The organism is Domibacillus tundrae, from assembly GCF_000970675.1.
Taxonomy (GTDB): Bacteria; Bacillota; Bacilli; order Bacillales; family Domibacillaceae; genus Domibacillus; species Domibacillus tundrae.
This window is the reverse complement of the sequence record NZ_LAJA01000002.1, coordinates 1-23,029: the sequence shown is the minus strand read 5'-3', so window position 1 is coordinate 23,029 and position 23,029 is coordinate 1. Positions and strand designations below refer to the sequence as shown.

The following is a 23,029-nucleotide window of genomic DNA, read 5'->3' as shown; positions in this document are numbered from 1 at the left end:
CGGGAGATCCCGCAGGCGCAGCCGAGGAAGCGCCCGCACTGCCCGCGGAAAGCGAAGTCCGGGTGGTTTCACCTGCCGGCTCCAGGTAAAAAAACGAGCCTGCTTCTCTGAAAGATACCTGCCTTTTTCGGTAATAGAAATTTTCGTTAAAAAGACGAATGCTGACTTTGTCTACACTCTGAAACACGTCATTAGTTGACGTGTTTTTCTCTTTTTAGTAACTGACTTATAGTGTAGCGCCTCAAAAAGGATCAGTATACAGATGAACTAACTGATCTAGATAAATTTTTATTTTTTTAAAGAGTAATTGATTGAGATGGGGGTACATATAAATATTGAGAGAAAAGGAGGGGCAGCAAAATGAAAAAACGATTCTTGTCTTTATTTATTCTTCCATTTATGTTGATCAGCGCAAGTGTCCCGGTACTAGCATCAGAATATGAAGATGAATTAACAGGTACCCCATATGAAATATTAGAAAAAGAAGGTATTTCACTAAAGCATTATATTGTTACATTCAAGTCTCCTAAGATTGAAAAAGGCTATTACCGAGCAACTGCGAGCAACGGTGAAATAATTCGTTTTAAGCCGACGGATGTTGAAATTGAATTATCTGTAGGAGATCGCATCCGGACTTACTGGGAAGATGGCAATTTTAACATTGCCGAATATGTAAAACCGGAAAAAGTGGTCTATACAATTAATCGTGTGTGGTATGAACATGGGCAGATGAATTTAGAAGGAACAAGCCCGCAGTCAGGCGATATTATTTTCAATGATGAAAATATATTCGGAAATGAACTTGTGCCCGGTGATAAAGTTATAGCTGAATTTGATCAAATATTCATTGAAAACGGTTTAATAGGCATTTATAAGAAAAAATAAAAAACTGTCCCCAAGGGCAGTTTTTTTATTTTACTTGCGCTTTTTTTAAGCTGCGAATGTGAAGTTCATCATATAAATTTAAAAGCCGGTCCAGTTCCTGGCTGTATTCAATCGCAAGAGGAGAAGTGAGTCCGGTTTGAAAAGCAATATTCAGCAGTTCAGTCCGCTTTGCTTCGATGGCGTCAAGCAGGGTTTCTTTATCCACAGCGGACCACCCTTTCCATTGTTTAGTAAATTACACTATCTAGTATACCCAATCATTTACTTATTTTCAAAAAAATTTGTCGTTTTTTCACTTTTTTCTGTTCACATATATGTCAAAGTGTAAAATCGCTCGTTTCTGTTACAATGGGAAGGGAAAGGATGTTGAATTCATGACCGATTTAAATATTTTCCTGGCGTTTGGTGCAGGTTTTTTAAGTTTTATTTCTCCTTGCTGCCTGCCTCTGTATCCTGCATTTTTATCCTATATTACCGGCATGAGTGTCAATGAGCTGAAAAACGACAATGCGATGCTGCAAAAACGAAGTATGCTGCATACTCTCTTCTTTCTTCTAGGTTTTTCGCTCGTGTTTATTTTGCTCGGTTTTGGGTCATCGTTTATCGGCCAATTTTTAAAAGAGTGGGACGATCTCATTCGTCAGCTCGGTGCGATTTTTATTATCTTTTTCGGATTGGTTGTGACGGGCATTTTACAGCCGAAATTTATGATGTCCGAAAAGCGGGTCGAATTTAAAAATCGTCCGGTCGGCTATGTTGGGTCGGCATTGATCGGCTTGGCATTTGGAGCGGGATGGACACCGTGTACCGGTCCTATTTTGCTTGCGGTTATTTATATGGCCGGCACGAATCCGGACTCTGCTATGCTCTATATGATGGCGTACACACTTGGTTTTGCCATTCCATTTTTTGTTCTGTCTTTTTTTATTGGACGGATGAAATGGATACGCACGCACAGTGCAAAGATTGTAAATATCGGCGGGTATGTTATGATAGGAATGGGTATTATCCTGTTTTTTGATTGGATGACAAAGATCATTATGATCCTGACACCATTGTTCGGCGGGTTTACCGGCTTTTAATTTGCCCTAAAGGAATGATCAATATGGATTGGATGGTTGCGGCATCATCCGTGGCAGCTGTTATGATGGGGATTGCCACTTTATTTGTCCGGATGAAAGCGGCTAAAAAACCAACTTCAACTAAAAAAATTATTATGCCGCCACTTTTTATGAGCACAGGTGCGTTCATGTTTTTATTCCCGATGTTTCGGGTAACCGGACTTGAATTGCTTGAAGCAGCGGCCGTAGGATGTCTTTTTTCACTCTTGCTTATTAAAACATCAAATTTTGAAATACGCGGTCATGACATTTATTTGAAACGATCAAAAGCGTTTCCGATCATTTTAATGACGCTGCTCGTCGTTCGAATCGTCGGAAAGCTTGTTTTATCGACTTCAATTGATGTAGGAGAACTCGGCGGCATGTTTTTTATTCTCGCCTTCGCGATGATTCTTCCATGGCGGGTGGTAATGTATAGAAAATATAAAGTGTTAAAATGCCAGCTGCCAGAACGTTCTGTGGCCATGACAGAAAAAACAGCCTTTTAAGTGAAGGCTGTTTTTTCATGTTAAAATAAATGGCTGTATGGCGCGGCATCGATTTTCATTTCATCGAGTTTTTTTCGTAAGAATTTATGATCTCTTTTTGGTGTAGCCATAATATAGCCGCGGATAATTAAATCAAGGGAAATACGGCGGGCTTTTTCCTTCAAGGCAAGTTCGCCAATTTTGCCGGCGATTTTATGGCGGGCCACATCACGGAACAATTCCGGAACCGGGCTGACCAATTCTTCAAGCATATTTTTTTCTTCAGATCCCCACAATTTTCGTGTTTTGTCTACATAATATTCTTCCCAGTCCATGTCAGATCGGCCATCATGTTTCGGCAGTTTTTTTAAAAACTTCCGAAACATGAAAAATCCGCCAATCGCAAACAAGCCTACGAGAATAAACGTCCAAGCGACGATAAAGTAAGAAAACCAGCCTTCAAGCATGCTGCAACCCCCGTTATGATATCTTCTTTGCTTTCATTATACCAAACAGAAGGCGTCTTGTTGATTCTTTTCAATATCCTATTCATCTGATATGATCGGAACATACATACGTGCAGGAGGGAATTGAAATGAAATTTATTCATACGGCTGACTGGCATCTTGGCAAGATGGTGCATGGCATTTCAATGATCGAGGATCAGCGCTTTATTTTGCAAGGGCTGATTCGATTAATTGAACGGGAGCAGCCGGATGCGCTTGTGATAGCGGGTGACTTGTATGATCGGTCGGTTCCGCCAGCTTCCGCGGTGAATTTGCTGAATGAAACGCTTTTTACAATTAATGTTGAAATGAATGTACCGATTGTCGCGATTTCCGGCAATCATGACAGCTCGGAACGGCTTGCGTTCGGCTCAACGTGGTTCCGGCAAAACCGTTTTTATCTTGCCGGAAAAATGGAAAAAGATATGTTTTGTCCAGTTATTGAAGGTGTTCATTTTCATTGTTTGCCGTACGCTGAACCTGGTGTTATCCGGCATTTATTTGACGATGATTCTGTTCATACCCACCACGATGCGATGAACGTGTTGACAGGCCGATTAAGTGAAAACATGGATTCGGACGGAATACATGTTGCGGTTGGCCATGCATTTGTAACTGGTGGCGAAACGAGTGATTCTGAACGCATTTTATCTGTTGGAGGAACAGGAAATGTTGGGGTCGAACTTTTTGCGCCATTTCAGTATACGGCACTCGGGCACCTTCACAATCCGCAGGCGATTCATCATCCTTCCGTTAAATACGCGGGCTCGTTGCTCAAATATTCTTTTTCGGAAGCAGCGCATACAAAAAGTGTATCAATTGTGGAAATCGATGCACAAAAGCAGGTATCTGTCACAAAAGAAACGTTAAAACCAGTGCGTGAAATGAAAGTAATGGCTGGTTATTTTGATGAATTAATGGAGCAGGATGCCTCTGATGACTATATAAAAGTGATAATAAAAGGTGAAGGGGCGCTCATCGATCCAATGGCGAAGCTGAAATATAAATTTCCACATATTCTTCACCTTGAAAAAATGTCTGCTGCTCCCACTGCCTTTGAATCTGCTGCTTCAACGAAAAAAAAGCAAAATGAGCTGGAACTCTTTCAGGAATTTTATCACGCAATGACAGGACTCCCTTTTTTAGAAGAAAAAAGGGCTTATATGACAACCGTTCTGGAAGAAGCAAAAAAGGAGGATAGCCGCTTATGAAGCCGATCACGCTAACAATGACAGCATTTGGTCCGTACGCAGGCCGTCAGGTCATTGATTTTTCAGAGCTTGAAAATCGAAAAATGTTTGTCATTTCCGGCAAAACAGGATCAGGTAAAACAACGATTTTCGATGCGATTAGTTTCGCCATGTATGGGAAACCGAGCGGAGACCACCGGAGTGCTTCAGAAATGAGAAGCCAGTTTGCTGATCCAAAACAAATGACGGAAGTCGCCCTCCTGTTCCAATTAAAAGGACGGACATTTTTTATTAAGCGGACGCCGCAGCAGGAAAAGCCCAAATCACGGGGCGGCGGTATGACGACGGCAGGTGCAGCGGCTGAACTGTATGAAAAAAAAGCGGATGGCAGTGAGGAGCTCCTAGCGGCAAACGTCCGGGATACAGATGAAAAAATGAACGAATTAATTGGTCTAGAAGCGAATCAATTCAGGCAAATTCTTATGATCCCACAAGGAGAATTTCAAAAACTGTTAATGGCCGGAAGCCAGGAAAAAGAAAAGATTTTGCAAAAGCTGTTTCAAACGTCTTTTTATAAACGTGTGGAAGATGTGTTAAAAGAAAAATCTGATGCGCTTAAAAATGAAGCTGGAAAAGCGGCGGATCAGCAAATCGCTCTTTTAAAAAACCTGCCGGCCTATTCACTCGATATGCGTAATTTGCTTGAGCAGGAAACCATTCAAAAAGACGCTATCTTTACGCAGCTCGACATTGATTTAACTGAGATGAACAAGCAATATGAATTGCTGCAGAAACATGTGAAAGATGTGAGCAGCCACCGGGATTTTTTACTAGGGGAACGGGAACGGGGACTGTCTCGAAATGCACAGTTTGACCGGTTGGAGACGGCTCTTCAAGAAAAAGAACAGCTTGATGAAAAAAAAGAAGCTATAAAAACAAGCCAATCTCAAATTGACCGGGCAGAACGGGCGGAAAAGCTCCTTTCATACGAAATGGTTGAACAAAAAGCACGTCAAGCGGCTGAGGCGGCTATCAAACGCCGAAATGAAGCAGCGATAGCGATGCAAGAAGCAAATCGTTTATTTGAACAGGCGAGTGAGCGATTAAAAAAAGAGCAAGACCTGCAGCCAGCTCGTGATGAATCAGCGAAACAGCTGCAAAAGCTTCAGTCCATTAAAGATGCCGTTTATGCATATCGAAGTGCAGCAGATGATGCAAAAAAAGCGGAAGAGCGCCTGGAAAACATAAAACAAGCCGTCCTTCATGTGATGAAAAAGGATCAAGACATATCCGGCACTGAACAGGAAGTGGAGCAGTCGCTTCATGCTTTGCAGTCTTCGAAAGAAACATATTTAGAAACGGGACACTTAATCGAAAAACTAAGGGCGCTGCTTGATCAATTTCACGAACTGACAGTTGCTCAAAACGTGCTGAGAGAACAAGAGAATCTGGAAGAAGCGGCACGGCAGCAGGCTGAAAAAACAGCTGCGAGTGCTGCTGCCTCACTGGAAGAATTACGACATATCCGAATCGAATGGAATAAAGGGCAGTCGGCAATGCTTGCCCGGCAGTTGAAAGAGGGAGAGGCTTGTTCAGTATGTGGAGCTGTCCACCACCCAAATCCGGCCAAAGCAAATATTTCTCAATTGTCGGAACAGGAGCTTGAAGAAGCGGAAAAACAAGCTGAACGCCATAACCAAGAAAATCGCAATGCAGAACAAAAGTGGACAGAAGCCCGCTATTCACTGAAAAGTGCGCGGGACAATATAGAGAAATTAGAAAAGAAGCTGCCTGCGGATTTTCAGGTGGAAAAGGCAGCTGCCCATTTAAAGCAAGCGGAAAAAAGTCGCAAGCAGGCAGAGCAGGATATGATCAAAAAAGAAAAGCTGGAAAAGCAGCTTCTTAACGTCAAACAGCAAAAAAAACAGCTCACTGCACAACTGGAACAAAATAGAATCGAAGAAATGAATGCAAATTCGGCCTTTATTCAATCGAAAAGTACCCTGCAGCAGCTTGAACAAGCCATCCCGGAACCGATGCGGAACAGTGACTATTTTACAAAAGAGCTTGACCGGCTGGGGAAAGAAACAACCGGTCTTCAAAACCAATATGAACAAGCTATGGAAGCCGTTCAAAAAGCAAATATAGCACGGCAGACGGCGGAGTCCGTTTTCAATGAGCGTATGCAAGCAGTACAAAATGCGAAGTCTATGCTGCATGAAGCGAAGTCTGCTTTTCTTCAAAAGTGCGAAGAAGCCGGTTTTGGATCGCTTGATCGTTATAAAGAAGCGACGCAGCTGATTGAGTCGCTTGCCGAAATGAAAGACGTGGTTCAGCAATATGAACAGAAGCAGCGCGATCTTCTTTTATTGATAACAGAACTTAAAACGGCTCTTGATGGATGTATCCGGACAGACATTGTAAAGCTGGAAGAAGAAATTTATACCTTAAATGAAGAGCTTGCCCGCTGGACGGATCAAGCCGCTTCAATTACGGCACAAATAAAAGCATCCATTCATATTCGTGGATCGGTTGAAGAAATAGCCGGTCAAATGGCGCGGGCTGAAGAAGCATACCGCCTTGCGGGTCATTTATACGAAGTCGCACACGGGAAAAATGAACTGAAGGTGACATTTGAACGCTATGTGCTCGCCTCTTTTCTCGAAGATATTCTTGCTGCCGCCAATACACGGTTAACGGTGATGACGAATGGGCGGTTTTTACTAGAGCGTTTAACAGAACGGTCAAAAGGAAATGCGCAAAGCGGCCTGGACTTGCTTGTTTTTGATCAATACACGGGCGCTAACCGCCACGTAAAAACGTTGTCCGGGGGAGAAAGCTTTAAAGCTGCCCTGGCGTTGGCACTTGGATTAGCTGAAGTGGTTCAAAATTATGCAGGTGGTGTATCGCTTGAGACGATGTTTGTGGATGAAGGGTTTGGTACGCTTGACCCCGAATCGCTTGATCAGGCGATTGAAACATTAATGGATATTCAGGCAGATGGCCGTCTCGTCGGTATTATTTCTCACGTGCCGGAATTAAAAGAAAGAATCGATGCGCGGCTTGAAGTAGGACAGTCCAACACTGGGAGCAAAGCAAAATTTGTTTTCACAGGAGAAGGATAAAAAACGTTCATAAAGTATTCATGATAACCAAAAGAAGAATGTTGAGAAATGAGCCGGTTTCCTCTACCATAAAGATATAAAAGCGGTTTGGAGGGATTTTTTTGATATCATTTCGATCTATTTTTATCGCAGCGGCGATCCTGATTATGTTATCTGCATGCAGCAATAGAGATTTTCAAGGTAATATGGATGTAGAAGTCCAAAACTTTACAAATGCGAACCAAAACGGTGAAGAGGTCAGCTTAGCCGATCTGGAAGGAAAAGTATGGCTGGCGAACTTTATATTTACAAGCTGCACAACGGTTTGTCCGCCGATGACACGGAACATGAGCGACGTGCAGGATATGCTGAATGAAGAGGGGGTAGAAAATTACGAAATTGTTTCATTTAGTATAGATCCGGCACGTGATACACCGGAAGCATTGAAAGAATATATTTCCCACTATGAAGCGGATGAATCCAACTGGCAGCTATTAACAGGCTATACAGAAGAGGAGATCGGCACGTTCGCGGAGAAAAGCTTTCAAGCGGTCGCAATTCCAGACCCGAATTCGGATCAATTTGTGCATGGAACAAGCTTTTATTTAGTCGATCAAGAAGGGAAAGTCGTTAAAAGCTATCAGGGAAATAAACAGGGAAGCGAAGAAGTTCCATTTGATGAAATTGTTCAAGATGTAAAGCAATTATCAGCGCAGTAACATAAAGGCGGCTCCGGATGAAAATCTGGAGTTTTTTTCATAAAACAAGTCTTGACTTTTCTGTAATTAACAAAAAATTAATATAAATTCTGTTGCAGGATAATGGATTAATGTGTAAAATGAATATACAGACAATTATCTGAATAATCTAAATAAGAGGTGAATAAATATGAACTATGGAATGTACAAATTCGGCTCAACAAGCAGCGTCAAATGTGAGTGTGGATGGGAAGGGCAGAGGGCGGAACTCCGAAGTGCCATGGTTGTGCTCGAACAGACAAAGTGTGGATCCATTTTTGATGCGGAAGATGTCTATATTTGCCCGAAATGCGGTTCGAGAAAATACTAATCCCTCATTCTTAAGTCAAAAATCCTTCTATTTTGAGTCTATCTTTCGAGAAGTTCCTTCACCGATAAAAGTCAAATGCTGCATCAATAAGCGGGTTCCGTTCAATGGAGCCCGCTTTTCCTGATTTTTTTTTACAAGTGATCAATCGGCGATTATAATAAACGTAACCTATTGCACCGGAGGAACGATATGTCGAACGATAAATCACATTATTTTGCCCATGAATATGAATCAATCGAAATGCTGGCGGACCGAATTAGCGAGGCGCTTCTTTGCCCGATTACAATTGAAGATGCCAATCACCAAATTATCGCCTACAGCCGTCATGAGGGAGAAATTGATCCGGTTCGGATTGCGACGATCATGAGACGGAGAGTGCCGGAGCACGTGATTAACAGCTTATGGAAAAGCGGTGCTATTCCAACACTTTTTGAAACAGAAGAGCCCGTTATCATTCCGGCGATTGATCAAGTGTCTCTCGGTGAGCGCGTCGCCATCTCTGTCCGAAAACAAGATAAAGTGATCGGTTTTATTTGGGCGCAGTCTGGTGCGCATTTTTCAGGTGAACAGATGACGATTTTAAAAGAAGCAGCAAAAGCAGTGAAAAATCAGCTGCTGCAGCATGAAAAGCGAAAACGCGCCGCCGAGGAAAGCCATCAGGAATTTTTCTGGAAACTATTAACTGGTCATTTTACAACCCGTAATGAAGTAGAGCAAGCGAATAAAACGTATGGCCTGTCGTTAACCGGAAGCTTGTTAGTGATTCTTTTTGATTTTGGCCGTCCGATTGACCGGACGCTTGAACGGCAAATTGATTATTTGGCTGAAACGCTTCAACAGCTGTCATGCATTGCCCGGACATATGATGGTGAGCAGCTCGTTATGCTGATCCGCTTTAAAGAAACGGACGACTTGGACGCAGTCAGCAGCTACATTGACGATTTTATTGCCAAATCAGCAGAACGACTCGGCATTTCACCGGCGGGCGCCGCTGGTACAGCCGTTCAAAATCCGCTGCATGTGCAGGACAGCTATCAGGAAACGCTTCGTGTTTTTAGAATGAAGCAGCTTTTTTCCACGATCATACTGCCTCATTGCTTTGACAAACTGGGCATCTTCCAATCGATCGAACAATTCCGTGCCATCCGTTTAGGCAAAAGAAACGCCGTTATTGACGCACTTAATGCGTACGACGAGACGCATAATGCAAACATGCTTGAGTCGATTTATACATTTCTGGCTCATGACGGTAATGTAAACGATGCGGCCCGGGTCATGCATGTACATCCGAATACACTCGCTTATCGGCTCAAGCGAATTAGCGAAATTACCGGTTTTAACAGCAAAGACATGAACGAAAAAACAATTTTGTATATCGATTTATTGATCCGGCATATGGACCATTCTTTATTATAATCGAACGTATTTAGGTGGGTGAATTGGTTAGATCAGACTGAATGGAGTCTGGTGTACCAATGACAATTTTCGGTGACTTATCTGGGTCCAGCCATTTCATTAAAACGATTAAATGAGATTCGCTCAGTGCGAGGCAGCCGGCCGTCGGTGTAGATCCTGTACGCCAGCGGTGAAGAAAAATGGCGCTGCCCGCATTTTTTACAATCGGGTTTTCGTTGTAGCGGATGACAATGGCATGCTTATACAATTCATGATTAAGGCGTTCGAACGATTTCCAGCGTGATGAAGGATTGCCGCGGTAATAAATCCATTTGTTGTAATCAACGGAATTTGGATCATCGACCCAATAATGAAACCGGTTTGTGACCGTATAGCTCGTGCGGACACCAGCCGGTTTTTTTTCGTAGCCAAACATTCGGCCAATTTCGTACATGCCTGTGGGCGTCGCGCCGTCGCCTTCTTTTTTGTTAAATGAAAGCCCGCTTTTGCCGGTTACAGCAGGAGAAACACGTTTTAGCTGCCAGCTGCTTCCATTTTTTTCGTAAAGCCGGATTGTTGCTTTGACTGATTTTGTGCTTCCTTCTGCAAGAATTACTTGTTTACTGTCTTTTACATGTAAGAGAGCTGCTGCATATGGATCCGCTGCTGCTTGTGAAGGTGCCGGAATGAGTACGGCTGCCAGAAGAATACATAAACTTACTGCAAGTGCTTTACGCAAATGAATAATCTCCTTTTCTATAAAATAAAAAAGCAGACGGACCATTCCGTCTGCTCCTTCGTTTATTTTAACCCAGTATTGGCTTTCACCGTTACCTCTGCATACTTGCGTTCATCTGCTTTTGCAGAAACGATAGATCCGACGTATCCTGCAATGAAGCCGGCTGGTACGGAAATGATTGCTGGATTTGTTAATGGGAATAGAGCTGTTCCTGTTAAAATTGCAGTGCCTTCAGGGCTCCAAATATTCGGGCTCAATGCAACGAGAACAAGAGCGGTGACAAGGCCTGTCACCATCGCAGCAAGTGCGCCGGTTGTATTAAAGCGCTTCCAGTAAATCGTGTAAATGATGACGGGCAAGTTGGCGCTTGCTGCGATACAAAATGCAAGCGATACGAGAAAGGCAACATTCATCGACTGTGCACCTAGAGCCAAAATGATTGAGATGACAGATACACCAATGGAAGCGAAGCGGGCTGCTTTCATTTGTTCCTTTTCTGTTACATTTCCTTTTTTAATAATTTGTCCATAAATATCATGGGCAAAAGCGGATGCACCCGATAAGACGAGACCGGCTACGACAGCTAAAATGGTGGCAAAGGCAACAGCGGATACAAATGACATTAGCAAGTCACCGCCAAGTGCTTGAGCGAGAAGCGGGGCAGCCATGTTCCCGGCTGCGTTTGCAGCGACAATGTCTTCTGACCCGACAAAAGCAGCGGCACCAAAGCCAAGGAAAATCGTTAAAATATAAAAGACCCCGACAATCCAGGTCGCATAAACAACAGAACTGCGAGCTGTTTTCGCATCTTTTACGGTAAAGAAGCGCATAAGAATGTGAGGAAGACCGGCTGTTCCGAATACAAGAGCGATCATCATCGACATCGTATCAATGCCATTTGTATATTTTACGCCAGGATTTAAATACGCATCGCCAGCAGGTGTAACAGATTTCATATCGCTGAACATTTTTAAAATATTAAAATCAAATTTCATTAAAACAAGGAATGAAATAACAATCGTTCCAATCATTAATAGAACAGCTTTAATAATTTGTACCCAGCTGGTGGCAGCCATCCCGCCCCACAAAACATAGGTAGTCATCATAATTCCTACAAGTAAAACGGCGATCCAGTAATCAATGCCGAGCAGCAGTTGAATTAATGCACCGGCCCCAACAAGCTGGGCGATCATGTAAAATAAAACGATTGTTAATGTGCTGACGGCGGCGGTTCCACGAATTTTTTGCTGATTAAAACGTGCGGTAATCATGTCAGCAAGCGTATATTTCCCTAAGTTGCGGAGCGGTTCAGCGACAATATACAACACGACAAGGTAGGCAACGAGATAGCCAATGCTGTAGAAAAACCCATCAAATCCGTTTAGCGCGATGGCGCCCGCAATTCCAAGGAAAGAAGCAGCGGACAAATAGTCACCCGCAATGGCGATCCCGTTTTGCCAACCGGTCAGTCCGCCGCCAGCAGTATAAAATTCACTGGCTGAGTTTGTCCGCTTTGAAGCAAGATATGTAACAAAAAGTGTTAATCCCACAATCGCGACGAAGAAAAAGAGTCCAAGAACGCTCATATACGGTCACGCCCTTCCAATTTATTATGCTGCGTCAAAATTTTGTCTGCATCAGAATCAAATCCGTTTGCTTTTTTCACATAAATCATGCAAAGCGTCCACGTCATAATAAACTGTGCCAAGGCAAATAGCCATACCCATGAGATGTCACCAATAGCTGGTCTGTTTAGCACAGTCGAAAATGAAGTCAAGAGCGGCAGAGAAAAGTAAAACAATAAGAAAAAGACGGTAACAGGCAGCAAAAACTTGTTTTTCTTTCTGACCAGCGATTTAAACTCCGGACTGGAAGCAATAGTTTCATAATCATGCTTCGGTTGCTGAGGTACGACACGTTCCATTTTCTGTTCCATAATAGCCCTCCCCTAGGCCGTAATCAATTCTGTAATCGCTTTCAATCAAGAATTGTATCTTCATTCTAAGAAAACAATCTTAAATTAGCAACTGTTTTCGACAAAAAAGTGAACTTTTTATGAAAAAAAGACTAATCGGTCAGAAAAATAGTCTTTCATTTTCTTTCCATTCTTTTTCGTGTACAATCAGAAAAAAGACAGTAAATGGAGCGGATCGACATGACAGAAATAAAATCGGTTGGAGTGGCTGTCTCAAATGTAACAGGTGCGAGACTCCGGATTATTCACGCTATCCTCTATTCAATTCAAGCAAAAGAATTGCTTGCATTGAAAGCGAAAAGCCGTTTTTCAAAAGAAGAGGCTGTCCCTTACTTTAAAGCAATTGCGGATGAAATGAAAAAGCGCAATAACGTTTCGGATCAAGTGCTGCAGCTTGATGTATTCATGGCTTTGTCTAAATTGTTGAAATTGCCGGCCTCGCGCTTAAATGAAAAAGAAAAAGTGACGGCACGTGCGGCAGAGATTGACAATAAGTGGTTTGAAAAAAAAGCGAAAAAGGATAAATCAATTGAAGAACAATTTGAAGCGTCTCTTCTGTCAAATAAATTGGAGTTTATGCTTCATTATGAATATGTAAAGCTGCTGGAACGGTTTTTAAAAAATGAAAAAGCGGATGAGGAAAAAGAACCGCTGCAAGAAAACATTCGGCGCTATTGGGAACAGCTTCCAGATTATAAAAAAGTGCAAATTTTTGAACACTTGAAAATAAGCCGCGATGCCTCATTTGACGCTATCATTGCAGACATAGGTACAGCTTCACTTCTCTTTGAAATGGGCACTCGGTCAGGCCTCGCCATGTATGGCGCTATTTTGCCGCCTATTCAAAAAGATGTGCCGCCGGGATTGCCGAAGGAATTATGGATTCTTCACCCCGATGCTTTATTTACAGCAGATGCGGCGATTAAAACGTTATTGTCGGGAAGCTGGTCGCTGCCAGCAGCTATGATGGTTTTGTATATGCCGGATGAAAGTGCTCAAGCTGTTGATGAATCGATTTTGTCATCTGAATGGATGACGAGAGAATCTGCTTACCTGCTGCTGCTTAGACAAATAAATGAACTGAAAATGGACCAGCAAAAAGAAGAAACAAACATTCTTCAAATTAAGCAAGAGCTTGCTTTAGCGGAAAGTGCGGAAGAACGTGCGCGAGTTGTTTATCATAATTTGCGTGAGCGTCTGATTGTGCTGTTAAAAACAGACGGTGCGCGTCCGTTTCTCGGAGATGTCAGTGTGTCAAATACACGATTAAGAGAAAAATTAACACGGGTGACGACCAAAATGGAAACAAACAAGTTAAAAAAGGGCGTCTTAAAAGCGACCGGGGCGTGGCTGTCAAATACGTACTTCCAAACGGAAAAAAATACATTGGAGAAAAAACTTCAAGCATCGTATGAAAAAATGGCAGATGAAGTAATGGAAAAGTATCCGTATTATGAAGCCGATTTAATTGCGGAGTTAACGGCCGCACGTACAACCGTAAACGGATGGCAGTTTGAAAGCGACCGGCTCAGAAAAAAAGAAGCAGAAGCATCAAAATCTTTAGCCGAAATGAAAAGCGAAGAGCTGAAACTGCGCGAGAAAGCGGCGGAATCCGCTTCCAAAACGCCGGGTTTAAAACAGCTGGGTGCCGAGGAAGTGCTTGCCGAGAGTCCTATCGCTTAATAGAGCTCTTTTCTTTTGGTACGTCATTAAAGGTATCTCAATAAGAAATGTGACAGTACAACTATATCATTTTGCAATGGATACATACTAATGATCATAAATCCCCGAAGTTTCTCATTGGGGATTTATTTTGCTTGAAGTTTCGTTCCGTCTTTTCTATGATGGGTTAAGCAAGAGCATTAAAGGAGTTAAAAACATCATGGCAAAAAAAAGAAGAAAACTGAAAAAGCGGGCATATGGCTGTCTGGCGGTCCCGTTTTTACTTGCCGCCATTCTCTTATTGGCTGTTTTTTCAATGACGGACAAAACGCCAAAATTTCTGCAGTCTAAATCGATTCCTGAAGAATATATTCCCATTTATAAAGCTGCAGCAGCAGAATACGGAATTCAATGGGAGCTTCTGGCGGCGCATCACAGGGTAGAAACAAAATTCTCCACGATGGACCCGATGATTTCTCCAGTTGGTGCAGAAGGGCCGATGCAGTTTATGCCATGCACATTTGTTGGATGGGAACACCCGACCTGCAGCGGTCTCGGTGAAGGTAATATTCCTGAAGCGGAAAAAACAGATCCAAACGTTATCGCAAAATACGGAGGATACGGTGTAGATGGGAACAAAGACGGCAAATCAGACCCATTTAATGCAGAAGATGCCATTTACAGTGCAGCTCATTATTTAAGCGAAAATGGCGCAGCGGACGGCGACGTTGAACGGGCGATTTTTGCGTATAACAAAAGCGATCAATATGTGGCTGATATCTTATATTATGTAGACGAGTACACGAAACAGGAACAATAAAAATCCGCCGGAAACCCGGCGGATTTTATTGTTCTTTTTTATTATAGTAGTCGGTATCTTATAAAAACCTTCTGCTGAAAAATAATATCGTCCTCTAAGACCATTCGATAACTATTTTTCTTTTTGGGCGAATGGGCCCCGTAAGAGTCTCTTGTCCGCTTTACGGAGACTCTTTTCTTTTTTGAATCAAGGGTATTGGTAAGTCCAAGGGCTTCGCCTCTATGGAGCCCTGTGTACGCCAGGAGAAGGATTAAACTGTAGTTGGCTAATGGTTTCAAACTCTTTTGCTCCGGTGATAAATAGGCGTAATTCTGAGGGCATGAGCTAGTTTTCGTTCACACCATCCTCATATTTAGGAGTAGAAATTTTTTGAAATCTGTTCCAATGATAGACAAAAGCTTGAGCCTGCCATTTCTGTTGCTCATTCAACTGGTTGTTAAGGAGAATATACGAAACTGGACCGATCCTAAGACATGCACTGCTACCTGGATGATCTTTCACTTTAATAAGAAATAGTAGCAGCTATAAGGCTTGAAGGTTAAATAAAAACTGGGGAAGGACTAAGCAGAATGGGCACGATTATCATCTGGCGAGTGAGAGCGCTACCTTGACAGGGTAGAGGTCGCTGGTTCGAACCCAGTAGGAATCATCAATGTTTCAATAGCTTAAACCCTTATATAGCAAGGGCTTAAGCGGACAAGACTACTTCTTCTGAGGTAGTCTTTTTTGTTTTATGATCCTAAAAAGCGGGTTTGGTGCCATATTGGTGCCGAAGCGGTTCATTTTGATTTTGAGAACAGGACATCAATTTGATTTGCAGCCTCTTCCTGCATATTAGGAAGTACATGGGAGTAAATGTCCAGAGTCGTTTTGATATTACTATGACCCAGCCTTTCAGAAATTACTTTTGCATTTACACCCTGCGATAGAAGCATAGTAGCATGAGTATGACGCAGATCGTGGAAGCGGATCTTTGGAACACCCGCTGCTTGAATTAGTCGGCTGTAGGACTTTTTCAAGTTTTCGGGATTCACGGGAGTCCCTGCCTCTGTGCAAATAACTAAATCGTAATCCTGATATAAAGGACCGATCTGTAATTTCTCTTTTGCAACTGTCGCTTTATGCTTTCTTAAGACCACTACCGTCTCATTAGAAAGCTTAATGCTTCTTACCCCTGAAGCGGTCTTAGCACCCGTTAGAAACTGTTTTCCGTCCTTACTAAGGGTTTGTTGTACATACAAGACACCCTTTTCTAGGTTAACGTCCTTCCACCGAAGCCCTAAGATCTCCCCACGTCTCATTCCCGTTGTAATGGCTAAATGAAAAGCAGCGTACCATCGATGATAGGTGGAGGCTTTCAAGAAAGCTTGGACCTCTCGCAATTCCCATACTGTAATTTCCGCCTTTTTTGGCTTCGGCAGCTGTATTTTCTTCACAGGGTTGCTTGAAAGCAGCTCCATATCAACTGCATAATCCAACGAAGACTTGATTATATTGTACGCTTTTTTAATCGTACTGCTGGCCAGCCCATCCTCAATCAAATCATTTACATATCCCTGTAAAAGCTTCGGACTTAGATGAGCTAGCTTGACGTATCCAAGCTTAGGAACGATACGATTCTTTATATAAGAGTCGTATGTTTTTGCTGTTTGGAAATTGATGCTGTGTTTCTTTGTTTTAAACCAGTCTTCCAAATGATCCTTAAATAAAATGTCAGACTGCTCAAAGTATGTGCCCTTAAGTACATCAGCCTCTACTAAAGCAAGAGCTTTTTCAGCATCTCTTTTTGTTTTGAAACCGCGCTGTTTCTTACGCTTACGCTTCCCTGTAACAGGGTCAACGCCTAGTTCTGCTGTATAGTACCAGCTTGAACCATCTTTCTTTACATAACCCATAGCTGACAACTCCTTTTCATGAGGTGCCCTCTAAAGGTATGACAAGCTTCTCTATTGATAATGTAGCAAACAACCGTGCTGCTTACAATAAAATTCATAGTAAATCCCCTCCGTAATGTATAAAGAATTACTCTTCACACTTATACGAATATAGGTAAAGGGAGTTAAGGACGAGTTTTATTTTATAAGCTTTTCAATGCACTAGGCCAAGAATTGTGATTTAAAGCAAATAAAAATATATATGAACTCATTAACCCAACCCCCCCAGTGCCTATGAAATCAAAGTTTATATGAAATTTGTGAGGGTGGCTAATTTAATACCAAAGAAATTTTTTATAAAAAGTGGTGCGGTCTTTCTTAACTTTCGTCTAAGGGGAACGTATAACTACACTAGAACGTTAAAAAACTTTTAAAGGGGATTATTATTATGAAATTAAATTTTGATGAACCAATATTTACAGCCAAACAACTGACGGATTTTGCTTTAGACGATAAGGAATTGAAGCTAGTATCAAATAGGGGATTTGTTGTAACTCCTCAGAAAATTTTAAGGTGTTACCGATTGACCGATTTCGAAAAAATCCTATTAATAGATTTACTTTCATTAATGGGAGAAAGAGGCTATGCTTTTCCAAGTCATGGGACACTAGCTTTTAGACAAGGGAAAAAGAGCACAGCTTCAATTAAAAGTACTTTAAATTCTCTTTGTAAGAAAGGTTTTATAAATTGGAAAGCTGGTGGAGCCGATCTTGGAACAAATCATTACAAAGTTCAAAATTTATCTTACAATCCTTATATTATTATGAGTGAGTTTACACATTATTATGTAAATGTTCTTATTCAAAATTATAGAGGCATTATTCAATATGACGTAATGTATTCCACTGTATTGGATATTGTAGAAAAGCCTAAAAGCTTAATTGGAACTGAGGAAGATGCTTATGGAAAGTTCATTTCCTATCTTTTTAAAAATCCACATGCGCGTGATGATTATCAACTATATTACTTATTGAAGGATATTTTTAATTATCACGTTGAACTTGCAACTGACAGGGAAATCAATATAGATTGGAATAAGCATCTGACAGATCATTTTGGAAGTGAAATATTCAACGATCTGTCTCTTCATCCAATTGAGAAAGTAATTGAAAATCCATACGATAAACTTCCAATTATAGTTGAGATGGAGGAATCGAGTTGGGAAAAGGAAGATGAGGAATTCCTAGAACTCTGGTATCAAGAAGCGCAAGCTTTTTATCAAGCTAAAAGTATGGAGGAGTTGTGGAAAGAAAGTGAGGAAATCATTCTTGACGACCCTTATGCTTATTTTGGTATCGAAACCGAGAGTTACAAGGAATTTAAAAAATTGAAGGAATCGAACGGAGATTATATTTCGCTTGTAAGGAAGGTCATAAGAGACGATCCTAAAGGGTTCTTAGTCGGTTTGAAAATGCTTGAAGCTGAACGTCATCTACAAAAGTTTTAAGCTGGATTGATAAAAACTAACTCGTAAATGAGTTAGTTTTTTTATTTTAGCTAAGTTAAACTCTAATCCCCCCTGGGTTAATTTAATAGCTAGGGGGAGAGAGAAAGAAAGCTACTATATAGCTATAATTATACCTATGGATAGGTTAAAACATAGCTATAAATAATATAAGGTAATATTAAAGAAATAATATAAGTATCCTGTATAAGTCTTCTCGATTTCTAAAGAAATCGAGGGCTTAAAGTTATGATTCAGTCTTAAACTCTTGTTATAAAAAACAGTTAGTGCATTCAATTATCGTAGTAATAGTTATAATAAGAATAAGTACATCATAATTACTGTGAAATTTTGATCATTAATTATGCTTAATTTATCATTTGAATTAAACAATAAAGGGGTCTTAGGTTATTATGATTGAAATCTATGGGGAAGATATTAGTAGACTAAGTGATAGCGATTTGAGATCGCTTATTGGTCTTCTTTGCGAAGCCGATCTCCGTTCATTGAATTTGCCAACGGCAGGTGTTACGTGGGGCGGGCATCAAAATGCAAAAGATGGTGGTATTGATGTTAGAGTCGACCTTTCAACTGCTTTACAAAATGACGGCTATGTTCCAAGGTCAAAAACGGGTTTTCAAGTAAAAAAACCTGATATGAATCGAGCAGCAATAATTAGTGAAATGAAACCGTCAGGGAAACTTAGGCAAGTTATACAGGATTTAGCTGATGCTAAGGGCGCATATATTATTGTGAGTAGTCAAGGCTCAACTGCTGACTCTGCACTCAAAGACAGGAAAAAAGCCATGCAAGAAGCACTAGAGGATTACCCTAATGCTACAAATATTAAGTTAGACTTTTATGACCGTGAAAGAATTGCAGGATGGGTTCGGAGTCATCCACCTCTTGTTCTTTGGGTAAGAGACAAAATAGGACAGCCAATTCAAGGGTGGAGACCTTATGGGAATTGGGCAGCTTCTCCTAATGGTGTGGAAGAAGAATACATGTTAGATAAACATATTCGTTTGTATAATAACCCCCAATCTAAATCGAACGGCCTCTCTGCACTTGATGGGATAAATGAAGTGAGATCAATGCTTCACAAGCCTAAATCTTCTATTCGTTTGGTTGGACTTTCAGGGGTTGGAAAAACAAGATTTCTTCAAGCATTGTTTGATGAGCGAATTGGTGAAAAACCGTTAAATAAATCTCAAGTTTTTTACACAGATATCAATGACAGTCCAAATCCGCATCCTACCAATATTGCTGAACGTATAGTTTCTCTTAAGAAGCCCGCAATTCTCGCTATAGATAATTGTCCTCCAAGTTTACACAGACGTTTAACTTCTATATGTGCGGCAAATGGGAGTCAAGTCAGGCTAATTACAATAGAGTACGATGTTCGGGAAGATCAGCCGGAAGAAACTGAAGTAATTCGTTTAGAACCAGCTTCAACTGAATTGATCGAAAAAGTTATATCAGCACGTTTTCCTTATATTAATGAAATAGGGGCCCGCAGTATTGCCGATTTTTCAGGAGGTAACGCACGAATTGCAATAGCGCTAAGCAGCAGGGTTAAGCGTGGAGAGAATTTAGCCGAATTGAAAGATAGTGAACTATTCAACAGGTTGTTTCAACAGAGGAATGATTATGATAAGTCACTAATAAGAGCTGCAGAAGCGTGTTCACTTGTATACTCCTTTAACAATCAAATGGCTGAAGATACAGATATAGAATTAAGACTTCTTGGTTCATTAGTTGGCATGGAAGCTAGAGAGGTTTATGAGAACGTAAGTGAGTTAATGAGACGTGATCTAGTGCAGAAACGGAGCCTATGGAGGGCAGTCTTGCCTCATGCAATAGCCAATAAACTTGCAAAAAGAGCATTAGAAAATATACCTGTAGAAAGAATTTGCTATGTATTTGAAAAAGGTGGCTCTGAAAGGCTCTTAAAGTCTTTTTCTAGAAGATTAAGCTATTTACACGAAAGTGAAGTAGCTGTGGGGATTTCTAGAAAATGGCTTGAGGAAGATGGATTATTGGGAGATGTAAGTAACTTAAATGAATTAGGCATCAATTTGCTTAAAAACGTCGCCCCCTTAAATCCAGACTTAACGCTTGCTTCAATTGAAAGAGTAACAAAGAGGGAGAACACAAACATCTTCTTTTCGCGTAATAACATTAATTATAATTTTTTTACGAGGATCCTTCGTTCATTAGCATACGATGAAAATTTGTTTGTTCGCTCTGCTGAATTACTTTGCCGATTTGCTTTGTCAGAAAAAAATAATGAGAATCACAATCCTATAAGAAGGTTAGTTAAGTCTCTTTTTTATCTTTACCTGTCAGGTACCCATGCCTCCGCTGAACAAAGGCTAAGTATAATTAAAAATTTGACCGAATCAAATAGTGAAAAAGAAAATGAATTAGGTCTTTTCTTATTAGATGCAGCATTAGAGTCATGGCATTTTAGTTCTTTTGAAAGTTTTGAATTCGGTGCACATTCAAGAGATTATGGATTTGTTCCAAAAGATAAAAGAGAAGAAACTGATTGGTATCAATTATTTATAGAATATACTGTGAATCTCTCGACATCACAATACAAGGTAGCCCCAAAAGCTAAGAATCTGTTGGCAAAAAAATTCAGAGGACTTTGGACAAAAGCAAGTATGTACGACCAACTCGAGACCGCTTCAAAAATTATTTCTACTAAGAACTCTTGGGGCGAAGGATGGATAGCAATTCAAGAAACTAAAAGATTTGACTCCAAAAGAATGGATGAAATAACTCTTAGTCGTTTAAATGATTTAAGTAGAGCCCTTAAACCAGATTCTCTTGTTGAAAAAGTTAGAGTTTATGTTTTATTGAATAGTAACGTTTTGAACTTGATCGAGACTCTCAATATTGAAGGTGAAAGTAAATATTTTCAACTAGAAGAGAGAGTTAGGTCCCTCGGTAAAGAAGTTGGGTTAAAGGAAGATATCTTTAAGGAGACTTTAGTAGAGCTAGTAAGCAATGATAATCAAAAATTGTTTGCTTTTGGTCAAGGACTGGCTGAAGGGTGTGAAAATCCAGAAAAAATGTGGAGCGATTTGTGTGATCAATTGGTTTCTGTAGAACAATCAAAACGCAAATACCAAGTATTCCGTGGATTTTTGAATGGTCTTTTTAATATTAATGAAAGTTTGGTTGAAAAAATATTAGACGAGGCCGTTGAAAATGATTTACTTTCTGCTGAGTTTCCTTTCTTACAAACTGGTGTGCGGATCGACATTCAAGCTATTGAGAGGTTGAAAAGATCATTACAATACGGAGCAGCACCAGTATGGCAGTACAACTACTTAAACTACGGTAGGATTCATGAGGCTATAAGTGACGCTGAATTATCAGAATTGATAAACACAATAGCTTCATATCCAGATGGTATTGAAGTTGCGGTTGATATATTGTCTACGAGACTTAGCTTTTATTCAGAGAAAGGTAAAATTAGCGATATTTTAAAAATAGTAGGACAAGAGATAATATTAAAGTGTCAATTGACGCGAGAAATAAATAAGGGAGGGAGGATAAGTTATGAGTTAACGGATATTACTGACAAATGTTTTATGGGTGAATCTGCAAAAGTTAATGCTCAAGTTCTATACAAAAAACTTTTTAAATCTATAGAAAGCAACAGTGTTAATGTAATGGATTGGGAAGGCGTATTAAACGCTCTTGCCAGAAATCAGCCAATAATGTTCCTAAATGAGCTTTTAGAACAGAATAGCATTAATCAGAGGACAAAACGTCTTTTTTTAAAGAATATAAATCCCTTTCTACAAATTGACAATGATTTAATTATTAACTGGTGTAAGACTGATCCAACTAACAGGTACCCATTCCTAGCTTCTGCGATCATCCCGTTTCGAAAAAGAAATGAGGAGGATGCCTTAGAGTGGACTCCTTTAGCAAAACGAATTCTTGAGAACGTTGACGAACCAACGCTAATTTTAGATATATTCAAATCTTCCTTTTGGCCGAGATCCTGGTCGGGGTCATTAGCAGAGAAACTACAAAGACGCTTGGGGTTGATATCAATCTTAAAAAAATGTGAAAACTTATCAATCGCTGATTGGGCAGAAAAAGAAGAGATAGAATTTAAGGAAATAATACGCTTGGAACGAAATAACGAGTTGAAGCGAGAAAGAGAACGAAACGAGCGCTTTGAATAGTAATAATGGAAATAGAAACTGAAGAGAACAATTAACTTGAAAATGTCATAATTGACAACTAGATAAGACTTTTTCTTTCCAGATCTGTATTTCTGTCTTATGTACTTAGTTCCTTTCTTCTAAATAACCTGAAATGGTGATCGGTGGTGCGTTTAAATATTATAACAACGCACCTATACACACTATTTCCTATTTGCAGCTAGTAGTTTTGTTGGAATTTGAGTAGGATTAAATTCTAAGGTACTAATTATAATCTCTCCATTTTTTAATAAAATTTTAAAAAAACTCAAGTTATTTAACTTGAGTTTTTATTTGTCTACAATCGAGTAGGGTATTCGTTACATATCATAAAATTATAAAAAGAAAAACCTAGGAGTAAAATAATTAATAAAAGTGTAAGGAATTACCAACATTGAGTGAAAAGAATTTTTGGAAATATGATATATTGTTTACAATCTTTAAATGATTTTTAGCGAATTAATAGATAACTGTATATAGAATATTAATT

Annotated in this window: 18 protein-coding genes and 1 tRNA gene; 13 read left to right on the top strand and 6 right to left on the bottom strand. The window is 40.4% G+C overall.

All coding sequences use genetic code 11. From position 1 onward, the window contains the following. Positions 1-360: 360 nt before the first annotated feature. Positions 361-885, top strand: a complete 525-nt coding sequence (locus VQ00_RS04555; RefSeq protein WP_046178977.1) for a hypothetical protein — start codon at positions 361-363, stop codon at positions 883-885. 25 nt (positions 886-910) lie between these two features. On the opposite strand, the gene VQ00_RS04550 is transcribed toward VQ00_RS04555, so the two are convergent. Further along, positions 911-1,090: an aspartyl-phosphate phosphatase Spo0E family protein gene (locus tag VQ00_RS04550; protein ID WP_046178976.1), complete on the bottom strand. Its 180-nt coding sequence runs from the start codon at positions 1,088-1,090 to the stop codon at positions 911-913. A gap of 169 nt (positions 1,091-1,259) precedes the next feature. Here VQ00_RS04550 and VQ00_RS04545 point away from each other — a divergent pair, with 169 nt between their 5' ends. Both VQ00_RS04545 and VQ00_RS04540 read left to right on the top strand, forming a co-directional pair. Beyond that, entirely contained in the window at positions 1,260-1,967 is a 708-nt protein-coding gene (locus tag VQ00_RS04545; protein ID WP_046178975.1) for a cytochrome c biogenesis CcdA family protein, read from the top strand. A gap of 23 nt (positions 1,968-1,990) precedes the next feature. Next, positions 1,991-2,494 carry a CcdC family protein gene (locus tag VQ00_RS04540; RefSeq protein WP_046178974.1) on the top strand — a complete coding sequence of 168 codons (504 nt, stop codon included), beginning with the start codon at positions 1,991-1,993 and terminating at the stop codon, positions 2,492-2,494. A 20-nt stretch (positions 2,495-2,514) separates the two neighbouring features. Here VQ00_RS04540 and VQ00_RS04535 read toward each other — a convergent pair whose 3' ends face one another. Continuing rightward, on the bottom strand, positions 2,515-2,940 hold the full coding sequence (locus VQ00_RS04535; protein WP_046178973.1) for a DUF2621 domain-containing protein: 426 nt from the start codon (positions 2,938-2,940) through the stop codon (positions 2,515-2,517). 128 nt (positions 2,941-3,068) lie between these two features. Here VQ00_RS04535 and VQ00_RS04530 point away from each other — a divergent pair, with 128 nt between their 5' ends. From VQ00_RS04530 to VQ00_RS04510, 5 genes are all read left to right on the top strand, one after another. Beyond that, positions 3,069-4,190 carry an exonuclease SbcCD subunit D gene (locus VQ00_RS04530; protein ID WP_046178972.1) on the top strand — a complete coding sequence of 374 codons (1,122 nt, stop codon included), beginning with the start codon at positions 3,069-3,071 and terminating at the stop codon, positions 4,188-4,190. Continuing rightward, entirely contained in the window at positions 4,187-7,294 is a 3,108-nt protein-coding gene (locus tag VQ00_RS04525; RefSeq protein WP_046178971.1) for an AAA family ATPase, read from the top strand. The genes VQ00_RS04530 and VQ00_RS04525 overlap by 4 nt, the downstream gene beginning before the upstream one ends. Positions 7,295-7,395: 101 nt before the next feature. Next, on the top strand, positions 7,396-7,992 hold the full coding sequence (locus VQ00_RS04520; RefSeq protein ID WP_082091465.1) for an SCO family protein: 597 nt from the start codon (positions 7,396-7,398) through the stop codon (positions 7,990-7,992). Between the two features lie 169 nt (positions 7,993-8,161). After that, positions 8,162-8,341: a hypothetical protein gene (locus VQ00_RS04515; RefSeq protein WP_046178970.1), complete on the top strand. Its 180-nt coding sequence runs from the start codon at positions 8,162-8,164 to the stop codon at positions 8,339-8,341. 189 nt (positions 8,342-8,530) lie between these two features. Then, the gene (locus VQ00_RS04510; RefSeq protein WP_046178969.1) at positions 8,531-9,757 is read left to right on the top strand and encodes a PucR family transcriptional regulator; all 1,227 of its coding nucleotides are present in this window, start codon (positions 8,531-8,533) and stop codon (positions 9,755-9,757) included. A 10-nt stretch (positions 9,758-9,767) separates the two neighbouring features. On the opposite strand, the gene VQ00_RS04505 is transcribed toward VQ00_RS04510, so the two are convergent. The 3 genes from VQ00_RS04505 to VQ00_RS04495 are packed head-to-tail and all read right to left on the bottom strand — an operon-like array spanning position 9,768 to position 12,411. Continuing rightward, on the bottom strand, positions 9,768-10,520 hold the full coding sequence (locus tag VQ00_RS04505) for a L,D-transpeptidase family protein (protein ID WP_082091464.1): 753 nt from the start codon (positions 10,518-10,520) through the stop codon (positions 9,768-9,770). A gap of 17 nt (positions 10,521-10,537) precedes the next feature. Beyond that, positions 10,538-12,061 (bottom strand): solute symporter family protein, encoded by a 1,524-nt coding sequence (locus VQ00_RS04500; protein WP_046178968.1) that lies wholly within the window; start codon positions 12,059-12,061, stop codon positions 10,538-10,540. Then, positions 12,058-12,411, bottom strand: a complete 354-nt coding sequence (locus tag VQ00_RS04495) for a DUF485 domain-containing protein (RefSeq protein ID WP_046178967.1) — start codon at positions 12,409-12,411, stop codon at positions 12,058-12,060. The genes VQ00_RS04500 and VQ00_RS04495 overlap by 4 nt, the downstream gene beginning before the upstream one ends. A gap of 219 nt (positions 12,412-12,630) precedes the next feature. On the opposite strand from VQ00_RS04495, the gene VQ00_RS04490 reads away from it, so the two are divergent. From VQ00_RS04490 to VQ00_RS18420, 3 genes are all read left to right on the top strand, one after another. Further along, positions 12,631-14,133 carry a hypothetical protein gene (locus tag VQ00_RS04490; protein WP_046178966.1) on the top strand — a complete coding sequence of 501 codons (1,503 nt, stop codon included), beginning with the start codon at positions 12,631-12,633 and terminating at the stop codon, positions 14,131-14,133. Positions 14,134-14,332: 199 nt separating this feature from the next. Then, a complete protein-coding gene (locus tag VQ00_RS04485) occupies positions 14,333-14,932 on the top strand; it encodes a lytic transglycosylase domain-containing protein (RefSeq protein WP_046178965.1) in 600 nt (199 codons plus the stop codon). Positions 14,933-15,509: 577 nt separating this feature from the next. Next, a tRNA-Val gene (locus VQ00_RS18420) sits at positions 15,510-15,581 on the top strand. Positions 15,582-15,711: 130 nt separating this feature from the next. On the opposite strand, the gene VQ00_RS04475 is transcribed toward VQ00_RS18420, so the two are convergent. After that, positions 15,712-16,827, bottom strand: coding sequence for a site-specific integrase (locus VQ00_RS04475; RefSeq protein ID WP_046178963.1), 1,116 nt, complete (start codon positions 16,825-16,827; stop codon positions 15,712-15,714). 427 nt (positions 16,828-17,254) lie between these two features. Here VQ00_RS04475 and VQ00_RS04470 point away from each other — a divergent pair, with 427 nt between their 5' ends. Together VQ00_RS04470 and VQ00_RS04465 are read left to right on the top strand one after the other, a co-directional pair. Continuing rightward, complete coding sequence (locus tag VQ00_RS04470) at positions 17,255-18,313, top strand: helix-turn-helix domain-containing protein (protein WP_046178962.1); 1,059 nt, start codon at positions 17,255-17,257, stop codon at positions 18,311-18,313. 410 nt (positions 18,314-18,723) lie between these two features. Next, positions 18,724-22,521 carry a hypothetical protein gene (locus VQ00_RS04465; protein ID WP_046178961.1) on the top strand — a complete coding sequence of 1,266 codons (3,798 nt, stop codon included), beginning with the start codon at positions 18,724-18,726 and terminating at the stop codon, positions 22,519-22,521. The last annotated feature ends 508 nt before the right edge of the window (positions 22,522-23,029 follow it).

Bases quoted from the DNA above. Each gene is read 5' to 3' on its own strand.
- VQ00_RS04490 (WP_046178966.1), top strand. From the start codon at position 12,631: ATGACAGAAATAAAATCGGTTGGAGTGGCTGTCTCAAATGTAACAGGT.
- VQ00_RS04470 (WP_046178962.1), top strand. From the start codon at position 17,255: ATGAAATTAAATTTTGATGAACCAATATTTACAGCCAAACAACTGACG.
- VQ00_RS04505 (WP_082091464.1), bottom strand. From the start codon at position 10,520: ATGGTCCGTCTGCTTTTTTATTTTATAGAAAAGGAGATTATTCATTTG.
- VQ00_RS04530 (WP_046178972.1), top strand. From the start codon at position 3,069: ATGAAATTTATTCATACGGCTGACTGGCATCTTGGCAAGATGGTGCAT.
- VQ00_RS04465 (WP_046178961.1), top strand. From the start codon at position 18,724: ATGATTGAAATCTATGGGGAAGATATTAGTAGACTAAGTGATAGCGAT.
- VQ00_RS04485 (WP_046178965.1), top strand. From the start codon at position 14,333: ATGGCAAAAAAAAGAAGAAAACTGAAAAAGCGGGCATATGGCTGTCTG.
- VQ00_RS04500 (WP_046178968.1), bottom strand. From the start codon at position 12,061: ATGAGCGTTCTTGGACTCTTTTTCTTCGTCGCGATTGTGGGATTAACA.
- VQ00_RS04515 (WP_046178970.1), top strand. From the start codon at position 8,162: ATGAACTATGGAATGTACAAATTCGGCTCAACAAGCAGCGTCAAATGT.
- VQ00_RS04475 (WP_046178963.1), bottom strand. From the start codon at position 16,827: ATGGGTTATGTAAAGAAAGATGGTTCAAGCTGGTACTATACAGCAGAA.
- VQ00_RS04510 (WP_046178969.1), top strand. From the start codon at position 8,531: ATGTCGAACGATAAATCACATTATTTTGCCCATGAATATGAATCAATC.
- VQ00_RS04495 (WP_046178967.1), bottom strand. From the start codon at position 12,411: ATGGAACAGAAAATGGAACGTGTCGTACCTCAGCAACCGAAGCATGAT.
- VQ00_RS04555 (WP_046178977.1), top strand. From the start codon at position 361: ATGAAAAAACGATTCTTGTCTTTATTTATTCTTCCATTTATGTTGATC.
- VQ00_RS04545 (WP_046178975.1), top strand. From the start codon at position 1,260: ATGACCGATTTAAATATTTTCCTGGCGTTTGGTGCAGGTTTTTTAAGT.
- VQ00_RS04525 (WP_046178971.1), top strand. From the start codon at position 4,187: ATGAAGCCGATCACGCTAACAATGACAGCATTTGGTCCGTACGCAGGC.
- VQ00_RS04535 (WP_046178973.1), bottom strand. From the start codon at position 2,940: ATGCTTGAAGGCTGGTTTTCTTACTTTATCGTCGCTTGGACGTTTATT.
- VQ00_RS04540 (WP_046178974.1), top strand. From the start codon at position 1,991: ATGGATTGGATGGTTGCGGCATCATCCGTGGCAGCTGTTATGATGGGG.